The sequence below is a fragment of the Arthrobacter sp. R-11 genome, assembly GCF_049913155.1.
In the GTDB taxonomy this organism is placed as follows: Bacteria; Actinomycetota; Actinomycetes; order Actinomycetales; family Micrococcaceae; genus Arthrobacter.
In genome coordinates this window covers 3,712,686-3,735,464 of record NZ_CP183979.1, presented here as the reverse complement: position 1 = coordinate 3,735,464, position 22,779 = coordinate 3,712,686, and the positions used below count along the sequence as shown (strand labels likewise).

The 22,779-nt window shown below is 66.0% G+C and carries 21 protein-coding genes; 10 read left to right on the top strand and 11 right to left on the bottom strand.

What is annotated here, in order from left to right; translation table 11 throughout:
• Positions 1 to 8 precede the first annotated feature (8 nt).
• Genes ACN9M4_RS16970 through ACN9M4_RS16960 form a run of 3 tightly spaced genes read left to right on the top strand, consistent with a single transcriptional unit; the run spans position 9 to position 3,073 of the window.
• Complete coding sequence (locus ACN9M4_RS16970; protein WP_426299922.1) at positions 9 to 1,148, top strand: ABC transporter permease; 1,140 nt, start codon at positions 9 to 11, stop codon at positions 1,146 to 1,148.
• A 39-nt stretch (positions 1,149 to 1,187) separates the two neighbouring features.
• Entirely contained in the window at positions 1,188 to 1,790 is a 603-nt protein-coding gene (locus ACN9M4_RS16965) for a TetR/AcrR family transcriptional regulator (protein WP_426299920.1), read from the top strand.
• A complete protein-coding gene (locus ACN9M4_RS16960; protein ID WP_426299918.1) occupies positions 1,790 to 3,073 on the top strand; it encodes a glycosyltransferase in 1,284 nt (427 codons plus the stop codon). Before ACN9M4_RS16965 ends, ACN9M4_RS16960 begins: the two co-directional genes overlap by 1 nt.
• A 20-nt stretch (positions 3,074 to 3,093) precedes the next feature.
• Here the strand turns inward: ACN9M4_RS16960 and ACN9M4_RS16955 are convergent, their stop codons facing one another.
• Together ACN9M4_RS16955 and ACN9M4_RS16950 are read right to left on the bottom strand one after the other, a co-directional pair.
• Complete coding sequence (locus tag ACN9M4_RS16955) at positions 3,094 to 3,543, bottom strand: LIC_13387 family protein (RefSeq protein WP_426299916.1); 450 nt, start codon at positions 3,541 to 3,543, stop codon at positions 3,094 to 3,096.
• Complete coding sequence (locus ACN9M4_RS16950) at positions 3,543 to 3,965, bottom strand: nuclear transport factor 2 family protein (protein WP_426299914.1); 423 nt, start codon at positions 3,963 to 3,965, stop codon at positions 3,543 to 3,545. The genes ACN9M4_RS16955 and ACN9M4_RS16950 overlap by 1 nt, the downstream gene beginning before the upstream one ends.
• A gap of 87 nt (positions 3,966 to 4,052) precedes the next feature.
• On the opposite strand from ACN9M4_RS16950, the gene ACN9M4_RS16945 reads away from it, so the two are divergent.
• The gene (locus ACN9M4_RS16945; protein WP_426299912.1) at positions 4,053 to 4,655 is read left to right on the top strand and encodes a TetR/AcrR family transcriptional regulator; all 603 of its coding nucleotides are present in this window, start codon (positions 4,053 to 4,055) and stop codon (positions 4,653 to 4,655) included.
• Here the strand turns inward: ACN9M4_RS16945 and ACN9M4_RS16940 are convergent.
• The gene (locus ACN9M4_RS16940; RefSeq protein WP_426299910.1) at positions 4,618 to 5,838 is read right to left on the bottom strand and encodes an ROK family transcriptional regulator; all 1,221 of its coding nucleotides are present in this window, start codon (positions 5,836 to 5,838) and stop codon (positions 4,618 to 4,620) included. The genes ACN9M4_RS16945 and ACN9M4_RS16940 overlap by 38 nt on opposite strands.
• Positions 5,839 to 5,848: 10 nt before the next feature.
• Complete coding sequence (locus ACN9M4_RS16935) at positions 5,849 to 7,120, bottom strand: FAD-binding protein (protein ID WP_426299908.1); 1,272 nt, start codon at positions 7,118 to 7,120, stop codon at positions 5,849 to 5,851.
• A 217-nt stretch (positions 7,121 to 7,337) separates the two neighbouring features.
• Here ACN9M4_RS16935 and xylA point away from each other — a divergent pair, with 217 nt between their 5' ends.
• The 3 genes from xylA to ACN9M4_RS16920 all read left to right on the top strand — a co-directional run bounded on the left by xylA (position 7,338) and on the right by ACN9M4_RS16920 (position 11,407).
• Positions 7,338 to 8,528 (top strand): xylose isomerase, encoded by a 1,191-nt coding sequence (gene xylA, locus ACN9M4_RS16930; protein WP_426299906.1) that lies wholly within the window; start codon positions 7,338 to 7,340, stop codon positions 8,526 to 8,528.
• A 19-nt stretch (positions 8,529 to 8,547) separates the two neighbouring features.
• Positions 8,548 to 10,083 (top strand): xylulokinase, encoded by a 1,536-nt coding sequence (locus ACN9M4_RS16925; RefSeq protein WP_426303517.1) that lies wholly within the window; start codon positions 8,548 to 8,550, stop codon positions 10,081 to 10,083.
• 124 nt (positions 10,084 to 10,207) lie between these two features.
• Positions 10,208 to 11,407, top strand: a complete 1,200-nt coding sequence (locus ACN9M4_RS16920) for an ROK family transcriptional regulator (protein ID WP_426299904.1) — start codon at positions 10,208 to 10,210, stop codon at positions 11,405 to 11,407.
• On the opposite strand, the gene ACN9M4_RS16915 is transcribed toward ACN9M4_RS16920, so the two are convergent.
• The 7 genes from ACN9M4_RS16915 to ACN9M4_RS16885 all read right to left on the bottom strand — a co-directional run bounded on the left by ACN9M4_RS16915 (position 11,389) and on the right by ACN9M4_RS16885 (position 18,659).
• Complete coding sequence (locus ACN9M4_RS16915; RefSeq protein ID WP_426299902.1) at positions 11,389 to 12,534, bottom strand: Gfo/Idh/MocA family protein; 1,146 nt, start codon at positions 12,532 to 12,534, stop codon at positions 11,389 to 11,391. The two genes, ACN9M4_RS16920 and ACN9M4_RS16915, sit on opposite strands and share 19 nt — an antisense overlap.
• Positions 12,519 to 13,217, bottom strand: a complete 699-nt coding sequence (locus ACN9M4_RS16910) for a ThuA domain-containing protein (protein WP_426299900.1) — start codon at positions 13,215 to 13,217, stop codon at positions 12,519 to 12,521. Before ACN9M4_RS16910 ends, ACN9M4_RS16915 begins: the two co-directional genes overlap by 16 nt.
• Before the next feature lie 77 nt (positions 13,218 to 13,294).
• The gene (locus tag ACN9M4_RS16905) at positions 13,295 to 14,299 is read right to left on the bottom strand and encodes a sugar phosphate isomerase/epimerase family protein (protein ID WP_426299898.1); all 1,005 of its coding nucleotides are present in this window, start codon (positions 14,297 to 14,299) and stop codon (positions 13,295 to 13,297) included.
• The gene (locus ACN9M4_RS16900; protein WP_426299896.1) at positions 14,296 to 15,519 is read right to left on the bottom strand and encodes a Gfo/Idh/MocA family protein; all 1,224 of its coding nucleotides are present in this window, start codon (positions 15,517 to 15,519) and stop codon (positions 14,296 to 14,298) included. Before ACN9M4_RS16900 ends, ACN9M4_RS16905 begins: the two co-directional genes overlap by 4 nt.
• A gap of 12 nt (positions 15,520 to 15,531) precedes the next feature.
• Complete coding sequence (locus ACN9M4_RS16895) at positions 15,532 to 16,434, bottom strand: carbohydrate ABC transporter permease (RefSeq protein ID WP_426299894.1); 903 nt, start codon at positions 16,432 to 16,434, stop codon at positions 15,532 to 15,534.
• Complete coding sequence (locus tag ACN9M4_RS16890) at positions 16,434 to 17,330, bottom strand: carbohydrate ABC transporter permease (protein ID WP_426303516.1); 897 nt, start codon at positions 17,328 to 17,330, stop codon at positions 16,434 to 16,436. The genes ACN9M4_RS16895 and ACN9M4_RS16890 overlap by 1 nt, the downstream gene beginning before the upstream one ends.
• Before the next feature lie 9 nt (positions 17,331 to 17,339).
• Entirely contained in the window at positions 17,340 to 18,659 is a 1,320-nt protein-coding gene (locus ACN9M4_RS16885; RefSeq protein WP_426299892.1) for an extracellular solute-binding protein, read from the bottom strand.
• A gap of 273 nt (positions 18,660 to 18,932) precedes the next feature.
• Between ACN9M4_RS16885 and ACN9M4_RS16880 the strand changes: the two genes are divergently transcribed.
• The 3 genes from ACN9M4_RS16880 (at position 18,933) to ACN9M4_RS16870 (ending at position 22,402) form a co-directional block, all read left to right on the top strand.
• A complete protein-coding gene (locus tag ACN9M4_RS16880) occupies positions 18,933 to 19,985 on the top strand; it encodes a LacI family DNA-binding transcriptional regulator (RefSeq protein ID WP_426299890.1) in 1,053 nt (350 codons plus the stop codon).
• Between the two features lie 154 nt (positions 19,986 to 20,139).
• Positions 20,140 to 21,411: a choice-of-anchor P family protein gene (locus ACN9M4_RS16875; RefSeq protein ID WP_426299888.1), complete on the top strand. Its 1,272-nt coding sequence runs from the start codon at positions 20,140 to 20,142 to the stop codon at positions 21,409 to 21,411.
• 133 nt (positions 21,412 to 21,544) lie between these two features.
• Positions 21,545 to 22,402, top strand: coding sequence for a prephenate dehydratase (locus ACN9M4_RS16870; RefSeq protein ID WP_426299886.1), 858 nt, complete (start codon positions 21,545 to 21,547; stop codon positions 22,400 to 22,402).
• The last annotated feature ends 377 nt before the right edge of the window (positions 22,403 to 22,779 follow it).

Sequence of the window (22,779 nt, the reverse complement as noted above, 5' to 3'; positions counted from 1 at the left end):
CGGTCCTGATGGCACTTGGCATCGGTGCGTTCGTTTTTGCGGACAGCGTGGTGGGTGCGGGCATCAGCTCCTACTCGAACAACATCACCACTAACTCGGCCCTGAACTATGTCGAGGTGACGTCGGTTGGCCCGGACTCTGCCCGCGACATCACTGAGGGCTCGCTGGCCGAATTCGACGGGATCGAGCACGTCGCCGGTTCGTCGGGCTGGGCGCAGATCGACCTGGCCATTGAGGAACCAGCCAACTGGCCCACTGCGAACAACCCCGGCGCCTTCACCGGGACCCCTTTCATCAGCGGAATCACCCCGAAGCTGGTGCAGGGAAACTTGCCCGCAGGCGAACCAGGCGAGAAGGACATCCTCCTTCCTGACATGGGCCAAGGGCAAAGCTACGCGCAGCTCCTCGGCAAGGAAATCGCGTTTGTCTACACGAAGGAGATTGCTCCCGGCCGCGGGGAACCTGCCGCGATCACCCTCCGAGTGGCCGGAATCTATGACAACTCTTCGCCAGGTACGGACGGGGCACAGGCGGCCTATGTTTCCGGTGCCCTGCTCAAGTCCACCCTTTCCAACGCGAGGGAAAACGCCAAAGCAATCGCCTATCCCCGCGCGTACGTCCGGGTCGACTCCGCCGATCAGGTGGTGACCGTCCAGAACGAAATCCGCGGACTGGGCTACTCGGTGAACAGCGTTGCCGGCCAGATCCGCTCGCTCTCAGGCCTGTTCGCCCTCCTGCAATTGGCCAGCTGGGCCATCGGTAGCGTCTTGGTCATTTTCTGCCTTGGCGTCGGCATTTCGGTCGGAGGTAGCTGGATCAAGCAGCGCGCCCGCGAAGTGGGCCTGCTCAAGGCAATCGGATGGTCCGGAGGCTCAATTGCGGGTGTCTACATGGTCGAGCTTGCCGCCGTCGGTCTCATCATCGGCCTCGTCGGCGCGGCCCTGGGGACCGTGTCTTCACTGATTGGAACGGCCGTCTTCAACGGCCTCCAACTTGAGCTACTGCCGGTTGCGGCCTGGGCAACCCCCAACTGGCTGCTCGTCGCCGGGGCGCTCCTCTGTGTTCCGCTATTTCTCTGCGTCGGTGCGGTGGGGCATGTCGCAAGGCTCGCCCGGCTGGATGCGGATTCATCGCTGAGGGATCTCTGACTCTAGACCCCCACCCCAATTAGAGTTAGTCTAATTAACATGAAATCCAGCGGGACGCAGAGCCGCCCGTACGTCATGGGCAAGCGGGCTTCCACTGCGGCCGAAACCGGGCGGCGGATCCTCCAGTCGACCCTGGATCTGTTTATGGAAGGCCCGCTCGCCAACGTCACCCTGGCCGCCGTGGCCGAGCGCGCCGGCGTCACCGTCCAGACCGTGATCCGGCGCTTCGGTGACCGCACCGGCCTGATCAACGCCACCGCGGAGTACTCGACGGAGCACGTCGCGAGCCAGCGGGACGCCGCCCCGGTGGGCGACCTGGCCGCCGCCGTCGAGAACCTCCTGGAACACTACGAGACGACGGCCACCCTCGCCCTGAAGCTGCTCTCCGAGGAGGACACCTCCCCGGTGCTGGCCCGGATCACCGAGGGCGGGCGGCAGTACCACCGGCAATGGTGCGCGCGGGTCTTTGCGCCGTTCCTGGAGGAGCTGTCCGGACCCGACCGTGACCGCCGCCTTGCCCAACTTGTCGCCCTCTGCGACGTCTACACCTGGAAGCTCCTCCGCCTCGATGCGGGGCTGAGCCGCGACCAGGTCGGCATTTCCCTGCTCGAGATGCTCGAGCCATTCACCCGGAGACCCTGATGTCCACCGTTCTCGCCTACACCTCGCCCGCCATTGGCCACCTTTTCCCCATGGTTCCGCTGCTGCTGGAGCTGAAGGCGAGGGGCCACGATATCCACCTGCGCACGCTTCCCGGCCAAGTCGCCGCCATGCGCGAACTCGGCTTCCACGCAGCACCCGTCGACCAGCAGCTGCTGGAGCTGGAACACCATGATTACCTCGCCAAGTCGGTCAGGACGGCGTTGGCATCCAGCGTGGACACCTTCACGGCGCGGGCCCGCTTCGACGCCCCCGACTTCAGGGCGGCGATGGACGACGTCGGCCCGGACCTCCTGCTGTTGGACGTCAATGCGTGGGGTGCCGGCACCGTCGCGGAGAGCGCCGGCCTTCCATGGGCCACGGTCAGCCCCTACATCCCGCCACTTGAGTCCAAGGGAACTCCGCCGTTCGGCCCGGGGCTTGCCCGGATGCACGGACCGCTGGGCAGGGCGCGTGACGCCGTCGTCCGCCGCGTGGTGATCGCCGCCGTCGAGAAGGTGATGATGCCCGGAATCAACCGCATGCGTGCCGACGCCAGCGGCGGACAGCTGCCGCCCCTGCAGACTGCCGACGCCTTCTTCCGCCGTGCCCCGCTCATGCTGGTGACCACCGCGGAGCCGTTCGAGTATCCGCATCCGGACTGGGGACCCGGAGTCCGGATGATCGGTGCCCTTCCGTGGGAGCCCCCGGCGGAGCTGCCGGCGTGGTTCGACTCGATTGATAAGCCCGTCGTCCTGGTGACGACGTCCTCCGAATACCAGGCGGACGAGAAACTCGTGCGCACGGCTTTGGAAGGCCTAGCCAACGAACCGTTCATTGTGGTCGCCACCGTTCCCGCGTCCGGTGCCGCCGGAACCGCCGGCGCGGAAGGCCTGGCCGCCGTCCCCGCCAACGGGCGGATGGAACGCTTCGTGCCGCACGGCCCGGTCCTGGAACGCGCCGCGGTCGCCGTCACGCACGGCGGCATGGGAGCCACCCAGAAGGCGCTTGCCAGAGGCGTGCCGGTGGTGGTGGTCCCGTTCGGCCGTGACCAGAATGAGGTCGCCGCGCGGGTTGTGGCCGCCGACGCCGGTGTGCGGCTTCGTCCCGCGAAGCTCACCCCGGAGACTCTCCGCGCCGCTGTCCACGAGGCAATCGGCAAAGCAGCCGGCGCGCGCCGGGTAGCCGCCGGATATGTGGCGGCCGGGGGAGCAGTGGCCGGCGTGGACGCCCTCGAAGACCTGCTCTCCAGGAAGTACACAGGACACGCGGGGGCCGCCCAGTAAAGTGTGTTTGGATCCTTGCCTCAGGCGTCGCGAGAGATCAGCCGGCGGGGTGAGGCTGCGGTAGGCCGTGTGCTTGGCCTCCTGACCAGGGCAATTGTGAAGGCAGCTGTGGCGATGGCGAAGGTCACGAGCGGGGGTCCGGGAATGAGTAGCGCGGCCAGGCAAAGCGCGACGAAGCTCGCGGCCAGTGCGACGATCCCGAAGGGCAGCATCCGCTCCGGCGCCGCCTTGAGCAGCCCGGCCAGCATCCACAGCAGCAGCCCGACGACGAACATCGCCAGGCCCATGCTGAGGCTTATGCCTTGGGTCAAGGATTCCGCCTGGAGCGAGATCGGACCGAGCTGAATATGGGAAGCGCGCATCGCTGCGCTCAGCTCGGGGTCGCCCGGCAGGGCAAGGTCGAGGATGTCGTGTACGACGCCGGTGAACATCCAGGCGGCGGCGCCGACTCGGAAGGCAGTCAGCTGCATTAGGACTCCACGCTGCCGGCTGCCGGCGGTTCGGGCCAGCAGCGGGTGTCGGTGATCTGTCGTAGGGTCGCCAACTTGCCGTCCCGCACTGTCAGGACGTGGGCAAATGGGGATTCCCAGCCGTCGCCGCGGTAGTGCCCGAGTACGAGGACCTCGTTGTCGGCAACAACGAATTTCCGGTCGGGTTCGCATCGGAGCGTGAAGTCGTAGGCAGGGATTCGTCCCCAGACGTTGGCCACTGCCGCCTCCCGGCCGTGGTGTTCCCTGGCGCCGGGGAGGGGCAGGCCAGGGCTCAGTCTAAGGACAAAGTCTTCGTGCAATGCATTCAGGATCTCCGCAGGCTGCCTGGCCGTGAGGGCACCGTAGAAATGCTCGACGGCAGACAGTATGTCCGGTTTGTAGTCATTTCCGTTGTTGTTCATGGCCCGGACTCTACGCCTGTAGAGGGTGCTTGGCAACCCTTTTTATGCGCGGGTCTCTACTGGCGTAGAGGCCCTATACTCGTGGCAATGGAGACATCCGCGCTGTCGCGTCGCACCGAGATCGCCGACGCAGCTATCAAGACGCTCGCCAATGAGGGAATGCGCGGGTTCACCCATCGCGCGGTTGACCGCACGGCCGGACTGCCCCAAGGGTCGACGTCGTACTACTACCGGACCCGGGCCGCCCTGCTGGATGCACTGGTGGGGCGTCTCGTCGAACTGGACGAACTGGAACTGCCGGACCAGTTGGAAGATGTCGAAGATGCGATCGGCCACATGGCCGGGCTGCTGATCAGTTGGGCGACCGACAACCGGGAACGCCAGATCGCCCGCTACGAGCTGCTCTTGGAGTCGACGCGGCGGCCTGAACTCCGGCCTCCCCTCGACCGCGCGCGTACCCAGGTGCAGTTGATGCTCGCCGCGCGTCTTCACGGGGTTATCGGTGCGGACGCGGAAGGCGTCGTGCGCCAACTCACCGCACCACTGGACGGCCTGCTGATGTACCACGCCACCCTCGCCGTACCGCCGGACCGCGAACAACTGACTGGACAGCTACGCGGCTTGATCGAATGGGCGATCGCCTACCAGCGCTCTAGCGATTCTTCGACGCCGGGACACGAAGCTCCCTGATCCCAGCGGGGTCCGCCAGGAACCGAGCAAACGCCAGCTCAGCGGCCCCGATCATCATGAGGTCCGAGCCCAGTGCGGCGCGATGGATCTTTGCCTTGTCCGCTGCGCCGCCCAGCGCCTGGGTGCGCAGCAGGCCCTCCAGGGTGCCGGGGGAGAGCGAATGGAGCACGCCAAGGAATCCGTCGAGCACGATGGTGTCCGGGTTGAAGGTATTGACGGCGTTCCGCAGCGTGATTCCCAGGAAGCCCAGCTGCCGGGAGACTTCCGCGGCCAGCTCCGGGCTGTCCTTGGCGCGCAACGCCTCTTCGAGCTGTCCGGCGTCGCCGCCTTCCAGCCCTGCCAGTTCAAAGAGGGGGGACTGCGAGACTTCGGTCTCGAGGCAGCCGGTGGCCCCGCAGTGGCAGGGCCGGCCGCCGGTGCGCACGAAGGTATGGCCCAGTTCCCCCGCATATCCGGTGGAGCCGCGCAGCAGCGCGCCGTCCGCGATGATGCCGCCGCCGATGCCGCTGGCGCCGCCGTTCAGGTAGACGAGGTTGCCGCGCCCGGCCCCGGCTCCGAAAATCAGCTCGGCCTCCGCGCCCAGTGAGGCGTCGTTGTCCGCCAGGCAGGGGTAGCCGGTGGCCTCGCTCATCATGCTGGCCACTGCTTCGTCCCGCCAGCCCAGGTGCGGGGCGTGGCGGACCACTCCGTCCGCCCGGTTGACCAGGCCCGGCACCGCCATGCCGATGCCGGTGATCCGGTAGGAGGCGTCGAGCTCGGACCGCATGCCGGCGATGACGGCGGCGGCGATGTTGACGGCTTCCTTGGCCGTGGGGATCCGCTCCGTGGCGAAACGGATCTTTTTCTGGACCTTTCCGCCCAGGCTCACCAGCCCGATGGTGACGGCGTCCACTTCGGGATTCACGGCCAGCGCTGCCGTGGACGGATCAGGCCGGACGTCCGGGCTGGGACGGCCCACCTGCCCTTCGCCGGACGGTGCGCTTTCATAGACGAGTCCGAGGGCAACGAGCTGGCCCACCAGCGTCCCCACCGTTGACCTGTTGAGGCCGGTCCTCTTGGTCAGCTCCGCTCGGCTGATGACCCCGTGGTGGTGGACCAGGGACGAAATCAAGGCCAGGTTGTTCCGCCGTGACGGATCAAGATCGCCGGCCATGGCGGAGGGGCGGGCTGTTGCGGACATCATCGCGAGAATATCAGCTGCCAAACACGGCGCGGTCGAGGAATCCGTTGCGGAACTTACCTGTCGGATCCAAGCGCCCCGCCAGGGCTATGAAGTCGCCAAAGCGCGGGTACAAGGGCACGACGGCGGCAGCACCGGCGTCGAACAGCTTGCCCCAGTGCGGCCTCACCGCGAACGGGGCCAGTTCCGCTTCGATCAGCGGAAGGGCGGCCTCCACCGCCGGCTGGTCCTGGCGCCAGGTGAAGTGCAGGCCGATGCTGTCGCGGCCGTAGTTGGGACTCAGCCAGAGACTGTCCGCGGCCATGGTGCGGATTTCGCCGACCAGCAGCAGAGGCGTCACCACATCGGAGAGCCGGCGCATGGTGCGCAGCGCATCCACCGCGTGCTCGCGCGGGATGAAGTATTCACTTTGCAGCTCGTCGCCCTGGCTCGGGTTGAACTCCATCCTGAAATGCGCCAGCCGCTCGGACCACGGCCCGGGAACTCCGAGCTGCTCCGTGCAGTTGCTGCCGGATACGCCGGGCAGGGGGTGCCGGGCTTCGGTTGCCGGGACGCCGCCGAAGAATGTCTCCGGCGACGGTGATGATGCCAGGGCCGTGCCGCGCCGCTTGAGCCACGCCTGGCCGATGCGGTCCCCGCTCCAGTCGGTGAACAGGCTGATGCTGTAGGCCGAGGACGTCACGGCGTCAAAGTCCGCCAGCACCAGGTCCCAGCTGAGATCCTCGAAGACACTCTGCGAGACATCGAAGCTCGGCTCGATGTCTAGGGTCAGTTCGGTGACGATGCCGAGTGCGCCCAGCCCCACCACCATGCCGTCGAAGTCCGGATCCCCGCGGCGGGCCGTGAGGAGGCTGCCGTCCGCGGTGACCATCTGTAGGCCCGCGACGGCGGTGGCAAGGTTGCCGTTGGCGTCACCGGAGCCATGGGTCGCCGTCGCGATTGCCCCCGCGATGGAAATGTGCGGGAGCGACGCGAGGTTGTGGAGGGCGAATCCCTGGCGCTGGAGTTCCTCCGCGAGCGTCCCGTAACGGGTGCCCCCGCTTACCGTGACCGTCATGTTGTCCGGGTCCACGCTGATGCCGGGCTCCAGACGGTCCAGCACCACGAGGGTTCCCGCAGTGTCCGCAATGGCGTTGAAGGAATGCCGGGACCCCAGCGCCCGGATGCGCCGCGCGCCGGCCACGAGCGCCTGGAGCTCGGCAACGTTCTCCGGATGGGCGATCCGCGGGGCTTGGTAGCTGTAGTTTCCTGCCCAGTTGCGTTCGGCTACCAGTTGATCAGTCACGGTGAATCCTTCTTCCGGGGCTTCGTGGTCCTATTTGATGTTCTAAACAACATAACAGCCGCATGCCGCTCCGGGCTATGGTTTTCGACGACTTTCGGTCCCGCCTTCCTCGGCTAATTTACTAGCCAAGTGGTTGACATCACAGAAATCCATAATATGTTTGGTAGCAGAACAATTCAGTTCGCCAAGCTCATCTCAAGCCAACCCGGAGCCCTCAATGACGATTCAGCCCACCCGCGAAGACAAATTTTCCTTCGGTCTGTGGACCGTGGGATGGGAGGCCCAGGACCAGTTCGGTTCCGCCACCCGTCCGCCGCTGGACACTGTGGAAGCCGTCAACCGGCTCAGCGACCTCGGCGCCTACGGCATCACCTTCCACGACAACGACCTCTTCCCCTTCGGCTGCTCGGCGGCCGACCGCCAGCGCGAGATCGACCGCCTGCAGGGTGCCCTGAAGGCCACAGGGATGGTCGTTCCGATGGTCACCACCAACCTGTTCAGCCACCCCGTGTTCAAGGACGGCGGCTTCACGAGCAACGACCGCGGCGTCCGCCGCTTCGCCCTGCGCAAGGTGCTGGACAACATCGACCTCGCCGCTGAACTCGGCGCCGAAACCTTCGTCATGTGGGGCGGCCGCGAAGGCAGCGAGTACGACGCAGCGAAGGACATCCGCGGAGCCCTGGAGCGCTACCGCGAAGCGGTGAACCTCCTGGGCGACTACGTCACGGACAAGGGCTACAACATCCGCTTCGCCATCGAACCGAAGCCGAACGAACCCCGCGGCGACATCCTGCTCCCCACCCTCGGCCACGCCCTGGCGTTCATCGAAACCCTCGAGCGCCCCGAACTGGTGGGCATCAACCCCGAGACCGGCCACGAGCAGATGGCAGGCCTGAACTTCACCCACGGCATCGCGCAGGCCCTGTACCAGGGCAAGCTCTTCCACATCGACCTCAACGGCCAGCGCAGCATCAAGTTCGACCAGGACCTGGTGTTCGGCCACGGCGACCTGCAGAACGCCTTCTCCCTGGTGGACCTGCTCGAAAACGGCGGTCCCGACGGCGGCCCGTCCTACCAGGGCCCGCGCCACTTCGACTACAAGCCGAGCCGTACTGAAGACATCAACGGTGTGTGGGATTCCGCGGCCGCGAACATGCAGACCTACCTGCTCCTGAAGGAACGCGCCAAGGCATTCCGCGCCGACCCCGAGGTCCAGGCTGCACTCCAGGCGTCCCGCGTCTCCGAAATCAACGAACCCACCCTGAACCCGGGCGAGGGCTACGAGCAGCTCCGCGCCGACAAGACCTCCTACGAGGACTTCGACGCCGACGCCTACTTCGGCGGCAAGGGCTTCGGCTTCGTGAAGCTCCAGCAGCTCTTCATTGAGCACCTCCTGGGAGCACGCTGATACCGTGCCGGCTGCTTCCTTGAACCTCGTTGCCGGGGTTGATTCCTCTACTCAAAGCTGCAAAGTGGTGGTCCTGGATGCGGACAGCGGTGCGCTGCTCCGCGAAGGACGCGCAAGCCACCCGGAGGGCACGGAAGTCCACCCGGACGAGTGGTGGCGGGCGCTTTCCGAAGCGTTCGACGACGCCGGCGGCCTGCCAGGTGTCCGCGCATTGTCCGTCGGGGGCCAGCAGCACGGCATGGTGCTGCTGGACCGCGACGGCAACGTGATCCGCCCGGCCCTGCTGTGGAACGACACCCGTTCGGCAGGCGCCGCGGCGGACCTCACCGCCGAGGTCGGGGCGGAGGACTTCGCCCGGCGCACCGGACTGGTGCCCGTGGCGTCCTTCACCGTCACCAAGGTCCGGTGGGTCCGGGACAACGAGCCCGAAAGCCTGGCCCGGGTGGCCGCCGTCGCACTTCCCCACGACTGGCTCACCTGGCGCCTTCGCGGCTACGGTCCGGCCGGCTCCAGTCCGCTGGGACCGGACCTGGACGCCCTGACCACGGACCGTTCGGACGCCAGCGGCACCGGCTACTGGAGTCCGCTGACCGGCCGCTATGACCTTGAGCTGTTCAAACTGGCCGCCGGCCAGGACGCCCGGGAAGCCTCTCCCGACGGCGCTTCTCCCGACGGCGGCGGGTCGGCCGGCGTCGTGATCCTGCCTCGCGTGCTGGGTCCCGGAGACAGCGCCGGCCGGGTTCACCCTGACTGTTTCGGCAGCTCCCGGATAGGCGGGACTGATGGAATCCCGGCCGACGGAATCCTGCTGGGCGCGGGGGCCGGCGACAACGCCGCCGCGGCGCTCGGCCTCGGAGCGAAGGCCGGCGACGTCGTCGTGTCCGTGGGCACCAGCGGCACCGTCTTCGCCGTCGGCACCTCGCCCGGACGGGATGCGAGCGGCACCGTGGCAGGCTTCGCGGACGCCAGCGGTGAATACCTCCCGATCACCGTGACGCTGAACGCCGCCCGCGTGCTCAGCTCCGTTGCAGGAATGCTCGACGTCGACTTCGACGAACTCTCCCGGCTCGCCCTTGAGGCGGAACCGGGTGCCGGCGGTGTGGTGCTCGTGCCGTACTTCGAGGGGGAGCGGACCCCCAACCTGCCCCAGGCGAAGGCGAGTTTCCACGGCCTCAGCATCGCCTCCACCACCCGGCCGAACATCGCCCGGGCAGCCATCGAAGGGATGCTGTGCGGCCTCGCCGGCGGGCTCGAGGCTCTGCGCACCCAGGGCGGCCGGGCAGAACGGCTGCTGCTGATCGGCGGTGCCGTGCAGAATCCTGCGGTGCAGCGGATCGCGGCCCAGGTGTTCGACCTTCCCGTGGTGGTGCCGAGCCCGGGGGAGTACGTTGCCCGGGGCGCTGCGGTCCAGGCGGCGTGGGCGCTCGCAGGGGAACGGCCGGACTGGCCCTTGGCCCTCGATGCCACCCCGGAGCCCGACTTCCGCGCTTCCATCGGCAGGAACTACGCGAAAGCTGCGGCGCTTGTTGCCAGGGGTGCCGGCCGGGCTGGCTGAGCTGAAATACCCGGGCTGGAAATACCGGGCCCGCACGACGCATAGATCCGGAATTACCCGCCCATGGGCCCTCCCTGAACGATGATGGAGACCACCACGTTTCCAAGCCGCTCACGGAGGGCCCATGCCTCATCCATCGACGCCCCCAACCGCCGGCCGGGTGGGCGATGTCCGCAGGCAGAACCTGGCACTCGTCCTTGCCGGAATCCACAGGAACGGTGGCGTGACGCGCGCCGGGCTTGCGGCCGACAGCGGCCTGACCAAGGCCTCGGTGTCCAGCCTGGTGGCGGATCTGCTCGAGTCGGGCCTGGTGTGCGAAGACAGCGTTGCCCGGGACGGTGAACGCGGGCGGCCGGGGACGGGGCTCGTGCTCAACCCGGCCCGAGGCGCGCTCGCCGCGGAAATCAACGTGGACCACCTGGCCGTCGGGGTGCTGGACTTCGCGGGGCAACTGTCCTTCCACGAAAGCCTCGAACGCCGTAACCGCGGAAGCAGGCCAGGGGAACTCCTGCCGCTCCTGGTGGACATGGCCGAACGTGCGGCAGCAGCGGCAGCGGCCTCCGGTATCGAACTTCTCGGCGGGGAACTCACGGTTCCGGGACTGGTGGACGCGGAGCGGAACGTGGTGCTGTCCGCCCCCAACCTCGGCTGGGCCGGCGTCGACCTCTCCGGGGAGCTGCCCAAGCTCCTGCCCGGCGCGCCTTTCGGCGTCTCCCTTTCGAACGAGGCTAACAGCGCCGCGCTCGCGGAACTCTGGCACGGCCACGGCGCGGTCTTCCCCGACTTCCTCTATGTGTCGGGTGAAGTCGGGGTGGGCGGCGGGCTCGTCGTTGGCCGCAGGCTCTTCGCCGGTCCGCAAGGACATGCGGGCGAGATCGGGCACATGGTGGTGCATCCGGAAGGGCCACCATGCGCTTGCGGCGGGCGCGGTTGCCTCGAGACCTTCGCCGGTCAGGACGCCATATATTCGGCAGCCGGCATAGAACAGGACCCGCCCCGGATGGGCCGGCTCTTGAACCGGCTGTCCGATGGCGACGAGGGCGCGGTATCGGCCGTCGAACAGGCCGGGAGGTATCTCGGAATCGCGGTGGCATCGACCGCGCGGGTGGCGAACGTCTCCGCCGTCGTCCTGGGCGGGCATTTCGCCGCGCTCCAGGAATGGATCGCACCAGCACTGTGCCAGAGCCTGGAGCATTACGCCCCGGGGCTCGTCCCGGGAGGGAACGTGGTGTTCTCCGGACTGGGGCAAACGGGGGCGCTCATCGGCGCTGCCGCCACCTCAGTCCGGAGAATCCTCGGCAGTCCCTACGAACTGATCCCCTGAACTCCGCCAACGGGAACCTCAATAGCCAGTGCTGCCAGCTCCACGGGTTCCGGCCGCGCCACCGTGCTCTTGATGGACACCGCCGATCCGTTGTGCGCGGAGGCCAGAACCGACTCCATGACCTCCAGCGCGTGGTAGGCCAGCTGTCCGCCGGCGCGGGGCTCTGATCCGGGGGCAGTGGCTGCAAGGTCCGCGATGCCGAAGCCCCTGCCGGAATCCACATAGCCCGCCGAGACCGGGAGGGTCTGCCAGGAATCGGCGCCGAGCGCGAAAAGCTCCACGTCGCCGTCGAAATGGTTCGGGTCCGGCACTGCGAGCGTCCCGAGCGAGCCGTGGACCTCGATGTTGGCCGACTTCGTGCTGACCGCATCAAAGCTCATGAACAGCGTCGACAGGGCCCCGGAGGCGTGCACCAGGACGCCGGTGACGTGCGAATCGATGTTCACCGGGATCACCTCGCCCTTACGCGGCCCGGAGCCGATCACCCGCTCCGGACGGGTGTGGCTTGCTGCCCCGATGACCGAGACCACCGGGCCGAGCAGGGTGACGAGGGCGCTGACGTAGTACGGACCCATGTCCAACAGCGGCCCGCCGCCGGGCTGGTAGTAGAAGTCCGGGTTCGGGTGCCAGCGCTCGTGCCCCGACGTCACCATGGTGGCGCTGGCCGAGATCGGGGAGCCGATCAGGCCGTCGTCGATCGCTTTGCGGGCGGTCTGGATCCCGGTTCCCAGCACCGTGTCGGGGGCGCAGCCGACCACGACGCCGGCCTCCCGCGCGGCGTCGAGCACCTGCTTCGCCTCCGCTGTGGTCGCCGCGAGCGGCTTTTCGCCGTACACGCTCTTCCCCGCGGCGATCGCCTTCAGGGCTATCGGCCCGTGCGCGGCCGGGATGGTGAGGTTCAGGACGAGCTCGACGTCGTCCGCCGCCAGGAGCTCGTCCACGGACAGGGCACGGACACCCTCGTAGGAATCGGCCACGGCCTGCGCCCGCGCAAAATCCAGGTCCGCGACGGCGACCAGCTCTATGGCGTCGAGCCGGCGGAAGTTGCTGAGGTACTGGGCGATGATGGCGCCGCAGCCGATGATTCCAACCTTGAGCGGCTTGTCTGTGTCTAGCGGCTTGCCCAAAGCATGCCCCTTTCGATGATCGTGCGGACGTTGGCGTCCTGGAGGATTTCCACGCGGTGGCCGGGGGTGCAGACGAAGATCCGGCCCTTGGCCCATTGCCGGGTCCAGATCGCCGGGGAGGTGACTTCGCGGTTCCACTGGTCCCAGTCCCGGACCTTCTGGGTGGTGGTGGCGAGGACGTCGATGTAGTCGTCCGCGAGGACCCAGTACTGCTCGGTGACCAGCTCGAAATCGCCGATGCCCTCGGTGATCGGATGGGTTGCCGCGGCCGGGAGCATGTTCACTGTGTGCGGCACGTAGTTATCCGACATTTCGCCGATCAGCTCATCCGGGTGCTTGCCGGGGTGGCAGGCGAACTGGCCGCCGATCATGTGCAGGTAGTCCGAGGTGTTCCGGTAGGAATCGGCAATTCCGCCGTGCCAGCCGGCCAGGCCCGTGCCGTTCTCGACTGCGGTGCGCAGCCCCTCGAACTCGTCCTTCTCGATGGTGGACATCGTCACGCACTGCACGATCAGGTCCACGCCGGCCATGTATTCCGAATCGGCATATACCTTGGGGGATTCCTCCACCCGCACGTCGTAGCCGTTGTCCTTGAGGAAGGGGATAAAGAGTTCAGTGGCCTCGGTGGGCTGATGGCCGTCCCAGCCGCCGCGGACCACCAGGGCGGTCTTCTTGTCAGTCATGTTGTCCTTTGCTTGGTTGTTGCGTACCGCAGGTGTTTGTTGTGTACGACGGCGGCCCCGCGGCTGCGGCGCGGGCCTCACCGGCTGCTGAAGGCGGCGTCGAAGGCCGCGGCGGGCGGTGCGATGCGGGCAAGTTCCCGCACCATGGCCAGGGACTGCGGCGCCCCGACCAGGCGGTCCATGCCGGCGTCTTCCCATTCGACGCTGGTGGGTCCCTCGTAGCCGATCGCGTTCAGGGTGCGGAAGATCGGCTCCCAGTTCACGTCGCCGTGCCCGGCGGTAACGAAGTCCCAGCCGCGGCGGGGGTCCGCCCAGGGCAGGTGGGACCCGAGCCGTCCGTTGCGGCCGTTGAGCTGGCGCACCGATTCCTTGACGTGCACGTGGAAGATCTTGTCCGCGAAGTCCTGGAGGAACATCACCGGGTCCAGATCCTGCCAGATGAAATGCGAGGGGTCGAAGTTCAGCCCGAAGCTCTCCCGGTGGCCGATCGCTTCCAAAGTCCGCTTCGCAGTCCAGTAGTCGTAGGCGATCTCGGAGGGATGGACCTCCAGCGCGAAGCGGACCCCGGCCTCGTCGAACACGTCCAGGATCGGGTTCCAGCGGTCCGCGAAGTCCTGGTAGCCGCGCTCGATCATCGATGCCGAGGCCGGCGGGAACATGGCCACGGCCTTCCAGATGGCGGAGCCGGTGAAGCCGGTAACGGTGCCGACGCCGAGCCGTGCGGCGGCCCGGGCGGTCGCCTTCATCGCCTCGGCCGCACGTTGCCGCACGCCTTCCGGCTCGCCGTCGCCCCACACCCGCTCCGGGAGGATGTCCCGGTGCCGTTCATCGATGGGGTCGTCGCACACCGCCTGCCCGGTGAGGTGGTTGGCAATCGCGAAGACCTCCAGCCCGTTCCGCTTCAGGATGTCCAGCCGGTCCTGAACATAGGCGTCGTCCACGGCTGCGCGGAAGGGGTCGAGGTGGTCGCCCCAGCAGGCGATCTCCAGCCCGTCGAAGCCCCACTCGCCCGCCAGCCGGGCGACCTCTTCGAAGGGCAGGTCTGCCCACTGGCCGGTGAAAAGCGTGATCGCTCGTGTCATTGGATTCCTTCCTCGACTTTCTGCCAGAGGCTCGATTCGGCGGCGCTCGCCTCAACGGCGGCAAGCACCTTTTGCACTTGCAGGGCGTCGGCGAACGACGGCGAAGGCTGCGTGCCTGCCGCGATCGCCGTCACGAGGTCCACCACCTGGTGGGTGAAGCCGTGCTCGTAGCCGAGGCCGTGGCCCGTGGGCCACCAGTTGCCGACGTACGGATGCTCGGGTTCGGTCACGAAGATCCGGCGGAACCCCGCGTCGGGCGACTCGGCGGCGTCGTAGAAGGACAGGACGTTCATGTCTTCGAAGTCGAAGGCGAGCGAGCCGAGGGTGCCGTTGACCTCCAGGCGCATCGCGTTCTTGCGTCCCAGCGCGAAGCGTGTGGCTTCGAAAACCCCGACTGCGCCCGCGGAGTTGCCGTCGCCGTCGAACCCGTCGCCGGAGAAACGGGCGCTGAAAATGGCCGCGTCGTCGACGGTGACCGTGCCGCGCGGGGCATCTGCGCCGACGTCGCCGTGGCCGCCCAGGCCCACGAGGTCACCGGCAAGGGGACGTTCGTGGACGAAGGTTTCCAGCAGCGCGGAGACGCCCGTGATCTTCTGCCCGGTGACCCACTGTGCGGCATCGATGCTGTGTGCTCCGATGTCGCCGAGCGAACCGGATCCGGACTTGGACTTGTCCAGCCGCCAGGTCATGGGCGCGTTTTCGTCGCTGAGCCAGTCCTGCAGGTATTGCGCGCGCACGTGCCGGACGGTTCCCAGCCGGCCTTCCTCGACCATCCGCCTGGCCAGGGCCAGTGCGGGAGTGCGGCGGTAGGAGAATCCGCACATCGAAAACACTCCGCGTTCCGCGGCGGCCAGGGCGGCCTCGGTCATGCGTTCGGCTTCGGCCACCGAGTTCGCGAGCGGCTTCTCGCACAGCACGTGCTTCCCCGCCTCCAGGGCGGCGATCGCGATTTCGGCGTGGGTGTTGCCCGGCGTGCAGATGTCGATCAGGTCGATGTCGTCGCGCTCGATGAGATGGCGCCAATCCGTCTCCACGGATCCCCAGCCGAGCTTGGCAGCGGCGGCGCGGACGCCGTCGTCATTCCTTCCGCACAGGGCGGTGAGCTGGGGGTCCAGGGGGAGATCGAAGAACCTCGGCGCCGTGCGCCAGGCATGGGAGTGGGCGGCGCCCATGAACGCGTACCCGACCATGCCGACCCGCAAGGGCTTAGCGGTAGTCACAGGGAATCCTTTCTATTTGCTGAAGCCGGCCGTGAGCCCGCTGATCAGTTGGCGGCGGGCCACTACGTAGATGACCAACAGCGGCAAGGTGGCGAGCACCACCGATGCCAGCACCGCCGGGATGTTGACGCTGAACTCGCCCTGGAATGTCCACAGGGACAGCGGAAGGACGCGGGTGGACGGGCTTTGGGTCAGGATGAGCGGGAACAGGAAGCCGTTCCAGACGCCGAGGGCGTTGTAGATCCCCACGGTCACGACGGCGGGACGCGTCATGGGCAGCGCGAGGCGCCACATCATGGCCCAGTCCGAGCAGCCGTCCAGCCGCATGGACTCGAACAGTTCGTTGGGGACATCGCGCATGAAGTTGCTCAGGATCAGCACGGAGATGGGAATCGCGAATGCGATCGACGGGAGGATCAGTGCCAGCAAGGTGTCGTAGAGGTGCGCCTTGGTGATCATCCAGTAGATGGGGATGATCGTGGCGTGCAGCGGAATGGCCAGCCCGAGGAGGAAGAGCCTGTTCGTCCAGCCCAGGAAGCGGGTCTTGCCGCGGACGATCGCGTAGGCGGCCATGAACGAGACCAGGAGGGCGGGCACCACACTGCCGACCGTCACAAGGAGGCTGTTCACGAAATACATCGCGAAGTCGTTCTCGAGCACCAGTTTGTAGTTGTCCAGTGTTGGCTCGCTGGGCGGCATCATCGGGTTGGAGGTGAAGAAGCCCGCCTGGTTCTTCAGGCTCGTCACCACCACGTAGTAGATGGGGACGATGATGATGGCCAGCCACAGCCAGCCGCCCAGGCCGCCGAGGAAGTTGGGGCGGGAGCGGCCCGGGCCCTTGCTCCGCTGGGCCGGCTTGCGGCTCGGGTCAACCCGGACTGCAGGAGGAACGGGAAGCTGGGTTGTGGAAGCCATCAGGCACCTTCCAATTGGCTTGCGTTGCGGTTCTTGCCGCCGAGGCGTTGCAGGATCAGGGCCAGCGCGAGGCCGATCACCACGAGGATGACGCCCAGGGCGCTGGCGGCTCCCATGTCGTTGGCTTTGAAGCCGGTCAGGTACATATGCAGGGGCAGCAGCCGGGTGGAGTAGCCGGGGCCGCCGCCGGTGAGGACGAAGACCAGGTCGAAGTACGCCAGTGAGCCGACCACCATGAGGGTGGAAGACGTGATGATGGTGTATTTCAGCTGGGGCAGGGTGATGGCGAAGAACTGCTGGACGCGCCCGGCGCCGTCAATCTGGGCCGCTTCGTACAGGGAAGCGGGAATCTGCCGCACGCCGCCTTGGTAGATGAGCGTGTGGAAGGGGACGAACTGCCAGGCGATAACGAAGACCACCACGAACAGCACGAGGTCCGAATTGCCGAGCCAGTCCTGCGCCAGGAACGGGATGCCGAGGCCGGGGCCGAGGCCGAAGTTCGGGTCCAGCAGGGCCTTGTACGCGATGGCCACGGCGGCCGAGGAGAGCAGCAGCGGAACGAAGTACAGGACCGCGAGGACTGCCCGGTATTTCTGGGAAGCGGAGGTGAAAACGCCCAGCAGGAGGCTGATGGGTGCCTGGACGATGAACGAGAAGAACATGATCTTGGCGGTGACCAACAGTGCGTTGCCCGTGACCGGGTCGGTCAGCACGGTCGTCCAGCTCGAGAAGCCGTCCAGCTTGATTTCGCCCAATCCGTCCCATTTGGTGAAACTGAGGAAGAAGACGCCGGCCAAGGGGACGATGGCGAACAGCAGGAAGAAGAACAGGGCTGGGGCGGCCAGCCACCCCGACGGGCCCTTTTCAAGGACCCGTCGGGAAGCACCGGTAGAGATGGACACTGCTTACTTTCCGATCGTCGCGTTCATCGTGGAGACGAACTGCTCGGGGGTGATCTTCTTGAGGAAGATCTGGTCCAGGTTCGCCAGCATGGCGTCGCCCTGTGCGGGGCTCAGGGCCTGGTCCCAGGAGAGGGTGAAGCTCGGCGCGTTCTTGGCCATGCCGTAGACGTAGCTCAGGAAGTCCTTGTCCGGCGAGGCCGCCAGCTTGCCTTCGATGCCCGTGGTGACAGGGACAGCACCGGAATCGATGAGGGCCTGGGTGTCCGCGTCGGTGAACATGCCGCTCTTGACGTACTCGAGGGCGGCCTTCTTTTGGCTGTCAGTGGCCTTGGACGAGATCGACCAGAAGTTGGACGGGTTGCCCACCACGTTGGCCGGATCGCCCTTGCCGCCGGAAACGCTGGGGAACGTGGTGTAGCCCAGCTTGCCGCTGGAGACGAAGTCCGCCGCGTCCTTTTTCAGGCCCTGGTAGATCCAGCCGCCCTGCAGGATCATGGCGGCCTTCCCGGTGTAGAGGAGGGCCTGGTCCGCGTTGCTGTCGGCGGCGATGGAGGAGAAGCCGTTGATGAATCCGCCGGCGTCCACCAGTTCCTGGATCTTGGTCAGGGCCTCCTTGACGGCGGGGTCGGACCAGGCGCCGGGCTTGTTCGCAGCGATGTTGGCAAACACTTCCGGCCCGCCGATGCGCTCCACCAGGTACTCAAGCCACATCAAGTCGGGCCACTTGGACTGGCCGCCCAGCGAGAAGGGGGCGACGCCGGCAGCCTTGAACTTCGGCACGAGCGCCATGAGTTCGTCCCAGGTCCTGGGGGCCTGGGCGCCGACCTTGTCGAAGACTTCCTTGTTGTAATACAGGACCACGGGCTGCACGTTGTTGTTCGGCAGGGCGTAGGTCTTTCCGTCGATCATGCCGTTCTTCAGGACGGAGGGCAGGTAGCGGCTCTTGACGTCCGGGTTGTCCTTAACGAAGTCCGAGAGGTCGGCCACCTGGCCGGCGTCCACATAGGACTTCAGGACGCCGCCGCCCCAGCCGTAGATGAAGGTGGGTCCCTGCCCGGCGCCGACGGCGGTGCGCACCTTGGTCTTGTACGCATCGTTCGCGAAGAAGTCCAGCTTGATGGCTCCCTCCGGATGTGCCTTGTTCCAGGCGTCCACGGACTTCTGGAGCACCGGCTGGTTGCCGCCAGTGAGTCCCCACATGGTGGCCGAATCGGCGCTTACTGCCGAACCTGCAGGACCGCTGGATCCGCAGGCCGCGAGGGAGATTGACACTGCCGCAGCAGTGGCGGCGATCGCTGCAGAGCGCAACGTGAGTTTTACCATTTGCATTTCCATTCGTCCTTCGGGCTCGACGCTGATTGCCCGGCTGTTGGTTTCGGGAGTCCGGCGCTCGGGGAGGCCGTTGCCGTTGGTACTTCCGCTTCGAAATATTTCGACAGTATTTTCGGCCTGTGAAGCAAATCTAACTGTGGCCTTGGTCACGGTCAAGGACTTTGGGGCATAAAGTTCAACCCCTTGACGAAATGTTGGTTGACTTCTTGGGCAGAGGAACACAGACTGTTGCCACCGAAATGTTTCGAAAGAGTCGAGGTGTGTATGGCCGGCAGCGAACGCCCAGCCAAGTTGACATTGGCCGCGATTGCCCGGGAAGCGGGCGTTTCCGCCCCCACCGTCTCGAAGGTGGTCAACGGCAGGGAGGATGTTGCCGCGGACACCCGCGCCAAGGTCCTCACCGCGCTGGAACGCTCCGGCTACAAGTCGCCCCTGCAGCGGAAGAACATCGCCTGGCGGCGGCCGGTAGTGGAAATGGTCCTCGACTCCTTGAACTCCGCATACGGCGTGGAAGTGCTCAACGGCGTGCTGGAGCATGCGGCGGCTTCCGACGTCGAGGTCCTCCTCAACGTGACCGGCGTGCAGGGAGCCTCGCCCCTCGGCCCCGAACAGCGGGCGCAGCGCATCATCGACGAAGGGCGCAGCGGCATGATCGTGGTGACGTCGGCCTTCGGCTCAGAACAGTTGGAGCCGTTTCTGCGGCGGCAGATTCCCATCGTCGTCATCGACCCACTCAACCCGCCCCCGGACGACGTTGTCAGCGTCGGTGCCAGCAACTGGGCCGGCGGCAAGGCCGCGACTGCCCACCTGCTGGGTCTCGGGCACCGCCGGATCGCCTACCTGGGCGGACCGGAGGCTGCGGAATGCAACCAGGCGAGGCTCCATGGCTACATGGCCGCACTCATGGCAGAAGGTGTGCCGGTGGAGGAAAGCTACATCTTCTCGGGGCCTTTCCGGCCCGAGCACGGAGTGGCGGGCATGAAGTCCCTGCTCCAGCTGGAGCAACGGCCCACGGCCATCTTTGCGGCAAGCGACAGCATCGCCCTGGGCGTACTTGCCGAGGCCCGCCGCCAGAAGGTCCGCATCCCCGAGGACATGAGCGTTGTGGGATTCGACGGGACGTACCAGGCCGAAGAATCCGTACCGCCACTGACTTCGGTGTCCCAGCCGCTGCAGGAAATGGGCCGCGCCGCCCTGCGCTTCGTCTTGCGCCAGATGCGCGGCGAAACCCTGGACTCACGCCGCGTGGAGCTCGCAACCCATTTGGTGGTCCGCGAATCCACGGGTAAGGCCCCGAATGGCGGCATGAATTCATAACGGCAGCTTGGATTGAATTACGTTCCGAGGAGTCACGTATTTAGGCTGCAATTCATGTTTGCGCTGCGAACTGCCCTGATTCTGTTGTTAGCACTGAACTGATATCGTGTTATCACCGCGAGAATTGTCTCGTGTTATCTATGGGGAGAAAAGCATGAAACGAACACTGGCCGCGCTATTCGGCGCCCTGACGCTTACAGTTGCCGGGCCCCTCGCCCCGTCGACGGCGGCGACTCCGAGTATTACGCCCGCACAGGTCACCACTGGTTTCTCGGGAATCGCCTATGGTTCCTACATTTACAATTCCGACAAGACACTTACGTCCGGTCCCACTGCTAATTCATCGATTGGCTGCACAGGTCTTACCGGATTGACTTCCAGCAACACCGCCGCAGCCTTGAATGTGCCTGCAGTGGGTGCCGTGGGCGCCGCCGCAACGAGCGTCAGGACGCTGGAAACGGCAACCGGCAAACGCATCGAAGGACGTTCGGTTGTCGGCAGCACCAACCTGCTGGGCGGACTCATCACGGCCGGGACCATTTCGTCCGTGAGTATCGCAGACAAGAACACCGCCGGGGCATTTTCCGGCACGAACCAGACCAATATTGCCAACCTGAAGGTCCTGGGTCTCCCCGTGGCCGCCAACCCGGCCCCCAACACGGTGATTGACCTGAACGTGCCCCTCCTGGGTTCGCTCGGCAAAGTTACGCTGAATGGCCAGGAAAAGAAGCTGGTCAACGGTACTTACCAGGTTTCGACGACGGCGCTGCGCGTCGAGGTCCTCAAGGCCGGAATCGCAGGCGTGAAGGCCGGAACGGACATCCGCCTGGGTGTCAGCCTCGCTAAGCTGACGCCGGCACAGCTTGGCTACGCCACGGGCGCAGGGTTCACGACAAAGACCACCCTGGCGACCGGCCTGCTCGGTTCGGGACCCACCGCGTATGCCGCCCTCAGCTGCGGCGCCGGAACCCAGACGGTAAACCTGGCGGGAGCCACCCTCCCGGGTCTCGCAACGGTGGGCGCCTCCACGACGACCACCACCACCACCGTCGCTCCAGCCCTCAAGGGCACCGTGACGAATTCCCTTGCCGGGCTCAATGTCCTGAGCGGCGTGATCCAGGCTGACGCCATCAAGGCAGAGACCAGCGCAAGCCGTGCCCAGGCAGGCGGCGTGGTCACCTTGACCGACACCTCAACGTTCACCAACCTCAGGATCGCCGGGTTGCCGGCGATCAATGCCTCTGTTGCCCCCAACACCGTGGTCCAAGTGCCGGGCTTGGGCAAGGTCACTTTGCACAAGGTAACCAAGACCTCCGCGGCAATTATTGTCACGATGGTCGAAATTGTCCTGAACCAGTCGATCGGCGGCCTGCCGACCGGATCGACGATTCAGATCGGCTATTCAAGCGCGGGCATCAGGAACTAGGCGCCCAGCGATCCAGCCAGGGGGTGTCGCCGCAATCCGCGGCGGCACCCTTTTGCTTTGGGCCGCGGCCCGGTGCGTTCATGAACGTACGCCGTTTGGGTTCTTCGCAGGGCTCAATGAAACGATGAGCACCATGGTCTCAAAGATTGCCTATCAGGGAGAGCCGGGAGCCAACTCGGACCTCGCCTGCAGGGAAATGTTCCCCGACGCGGAAAGCGTTCCATGTGCCAGCTTCGAGGACGCTTTTGAGCTGCTGTCGACGGGAGCCGTGGAACTGGGGATGATCCCCATCGAGAATTCCATTGCCGGCCGCGTGGCTGACATCCATGCCTTGCTGCCGCAGTCCAAGCTGCAGATTGTCGGAGAGTATTTCCTGCCGATCCGTTTCGACCTGATGGGCGTTCCCGGAAGCAGCATCGAGGAAGCCACCGAGGTCCACAGCCATATCCATGCGCTGGGGCAATGCCGGCGGATCATCCGTGAGGCTGGCCTGAAGCCGGTCATCGCCGGGGACACCGCGGGTTCCGCGCGGGAAGTGCGCGAATGGAACGACCCCCGCAAGCTGTCCCTGGCTCCGCCCCTCGCGGCGGAACTGTACGGGCTCGAGGTCCTGGCCTCCGGCGTCGAAGATGATCCGAGCAACACCACCCGCTTTGTGGTCCTCACGCAGGAACGGCCGCTTCCAACCAAGGAGGAATTGCCCGGCCCGGCGATTACGAGTTTCGTCTTCCGCGTCCGCAACGTTCCGTCGGCCCTGTACAAAGCCCTCGGCGGTTTCGCCACCAATGGCGTGAACATGACCCGGCTGGAAAGCTACATGGTGGGCGACGAATTCGCCGCCACGATGTTCATGACCGATGTCGAAGGACATCCGGAAGATCCCCGGCTTCGCCGCGCCCTGGAAGAACTCGAATTCTTCACCACGGAAGTACGGATCCTCGGGGTGTATGCCGCGGATGCCTATCGCGCCAGGCGGGCGGACAATTCCTGAGGGCTGCCGGCTTTCCTGGAAGCGGAAGTTGTTAGCGGGTTTACCCCGAACATTCGTCCGATGGTCGGTTGGGCAGGAACGGGGAGTTGCCCGCACCATTTTTCCCATCAATTCACCGGCCGGATCACCAACGGGACAACCGGAATGACGCAGGATGCGCTCGTAATCCCGGCATCCACGGCACCCTCGCCTCCAGCCGGTTATTCCTACCCGTGTCATCGCACCAGTCGAGCTGATGGGGCACGGCGGTGACCCCGGCTTTGCCGGGCTTCATCCCGGCCGGGACTTTGAAAACCACAAAGCCGGTCCGGCGCGCCATTTATCGATTTTCCCGTCGTCGATGAAATTGCTTCAAGGGCAATTTGCTTGCAGTTCGG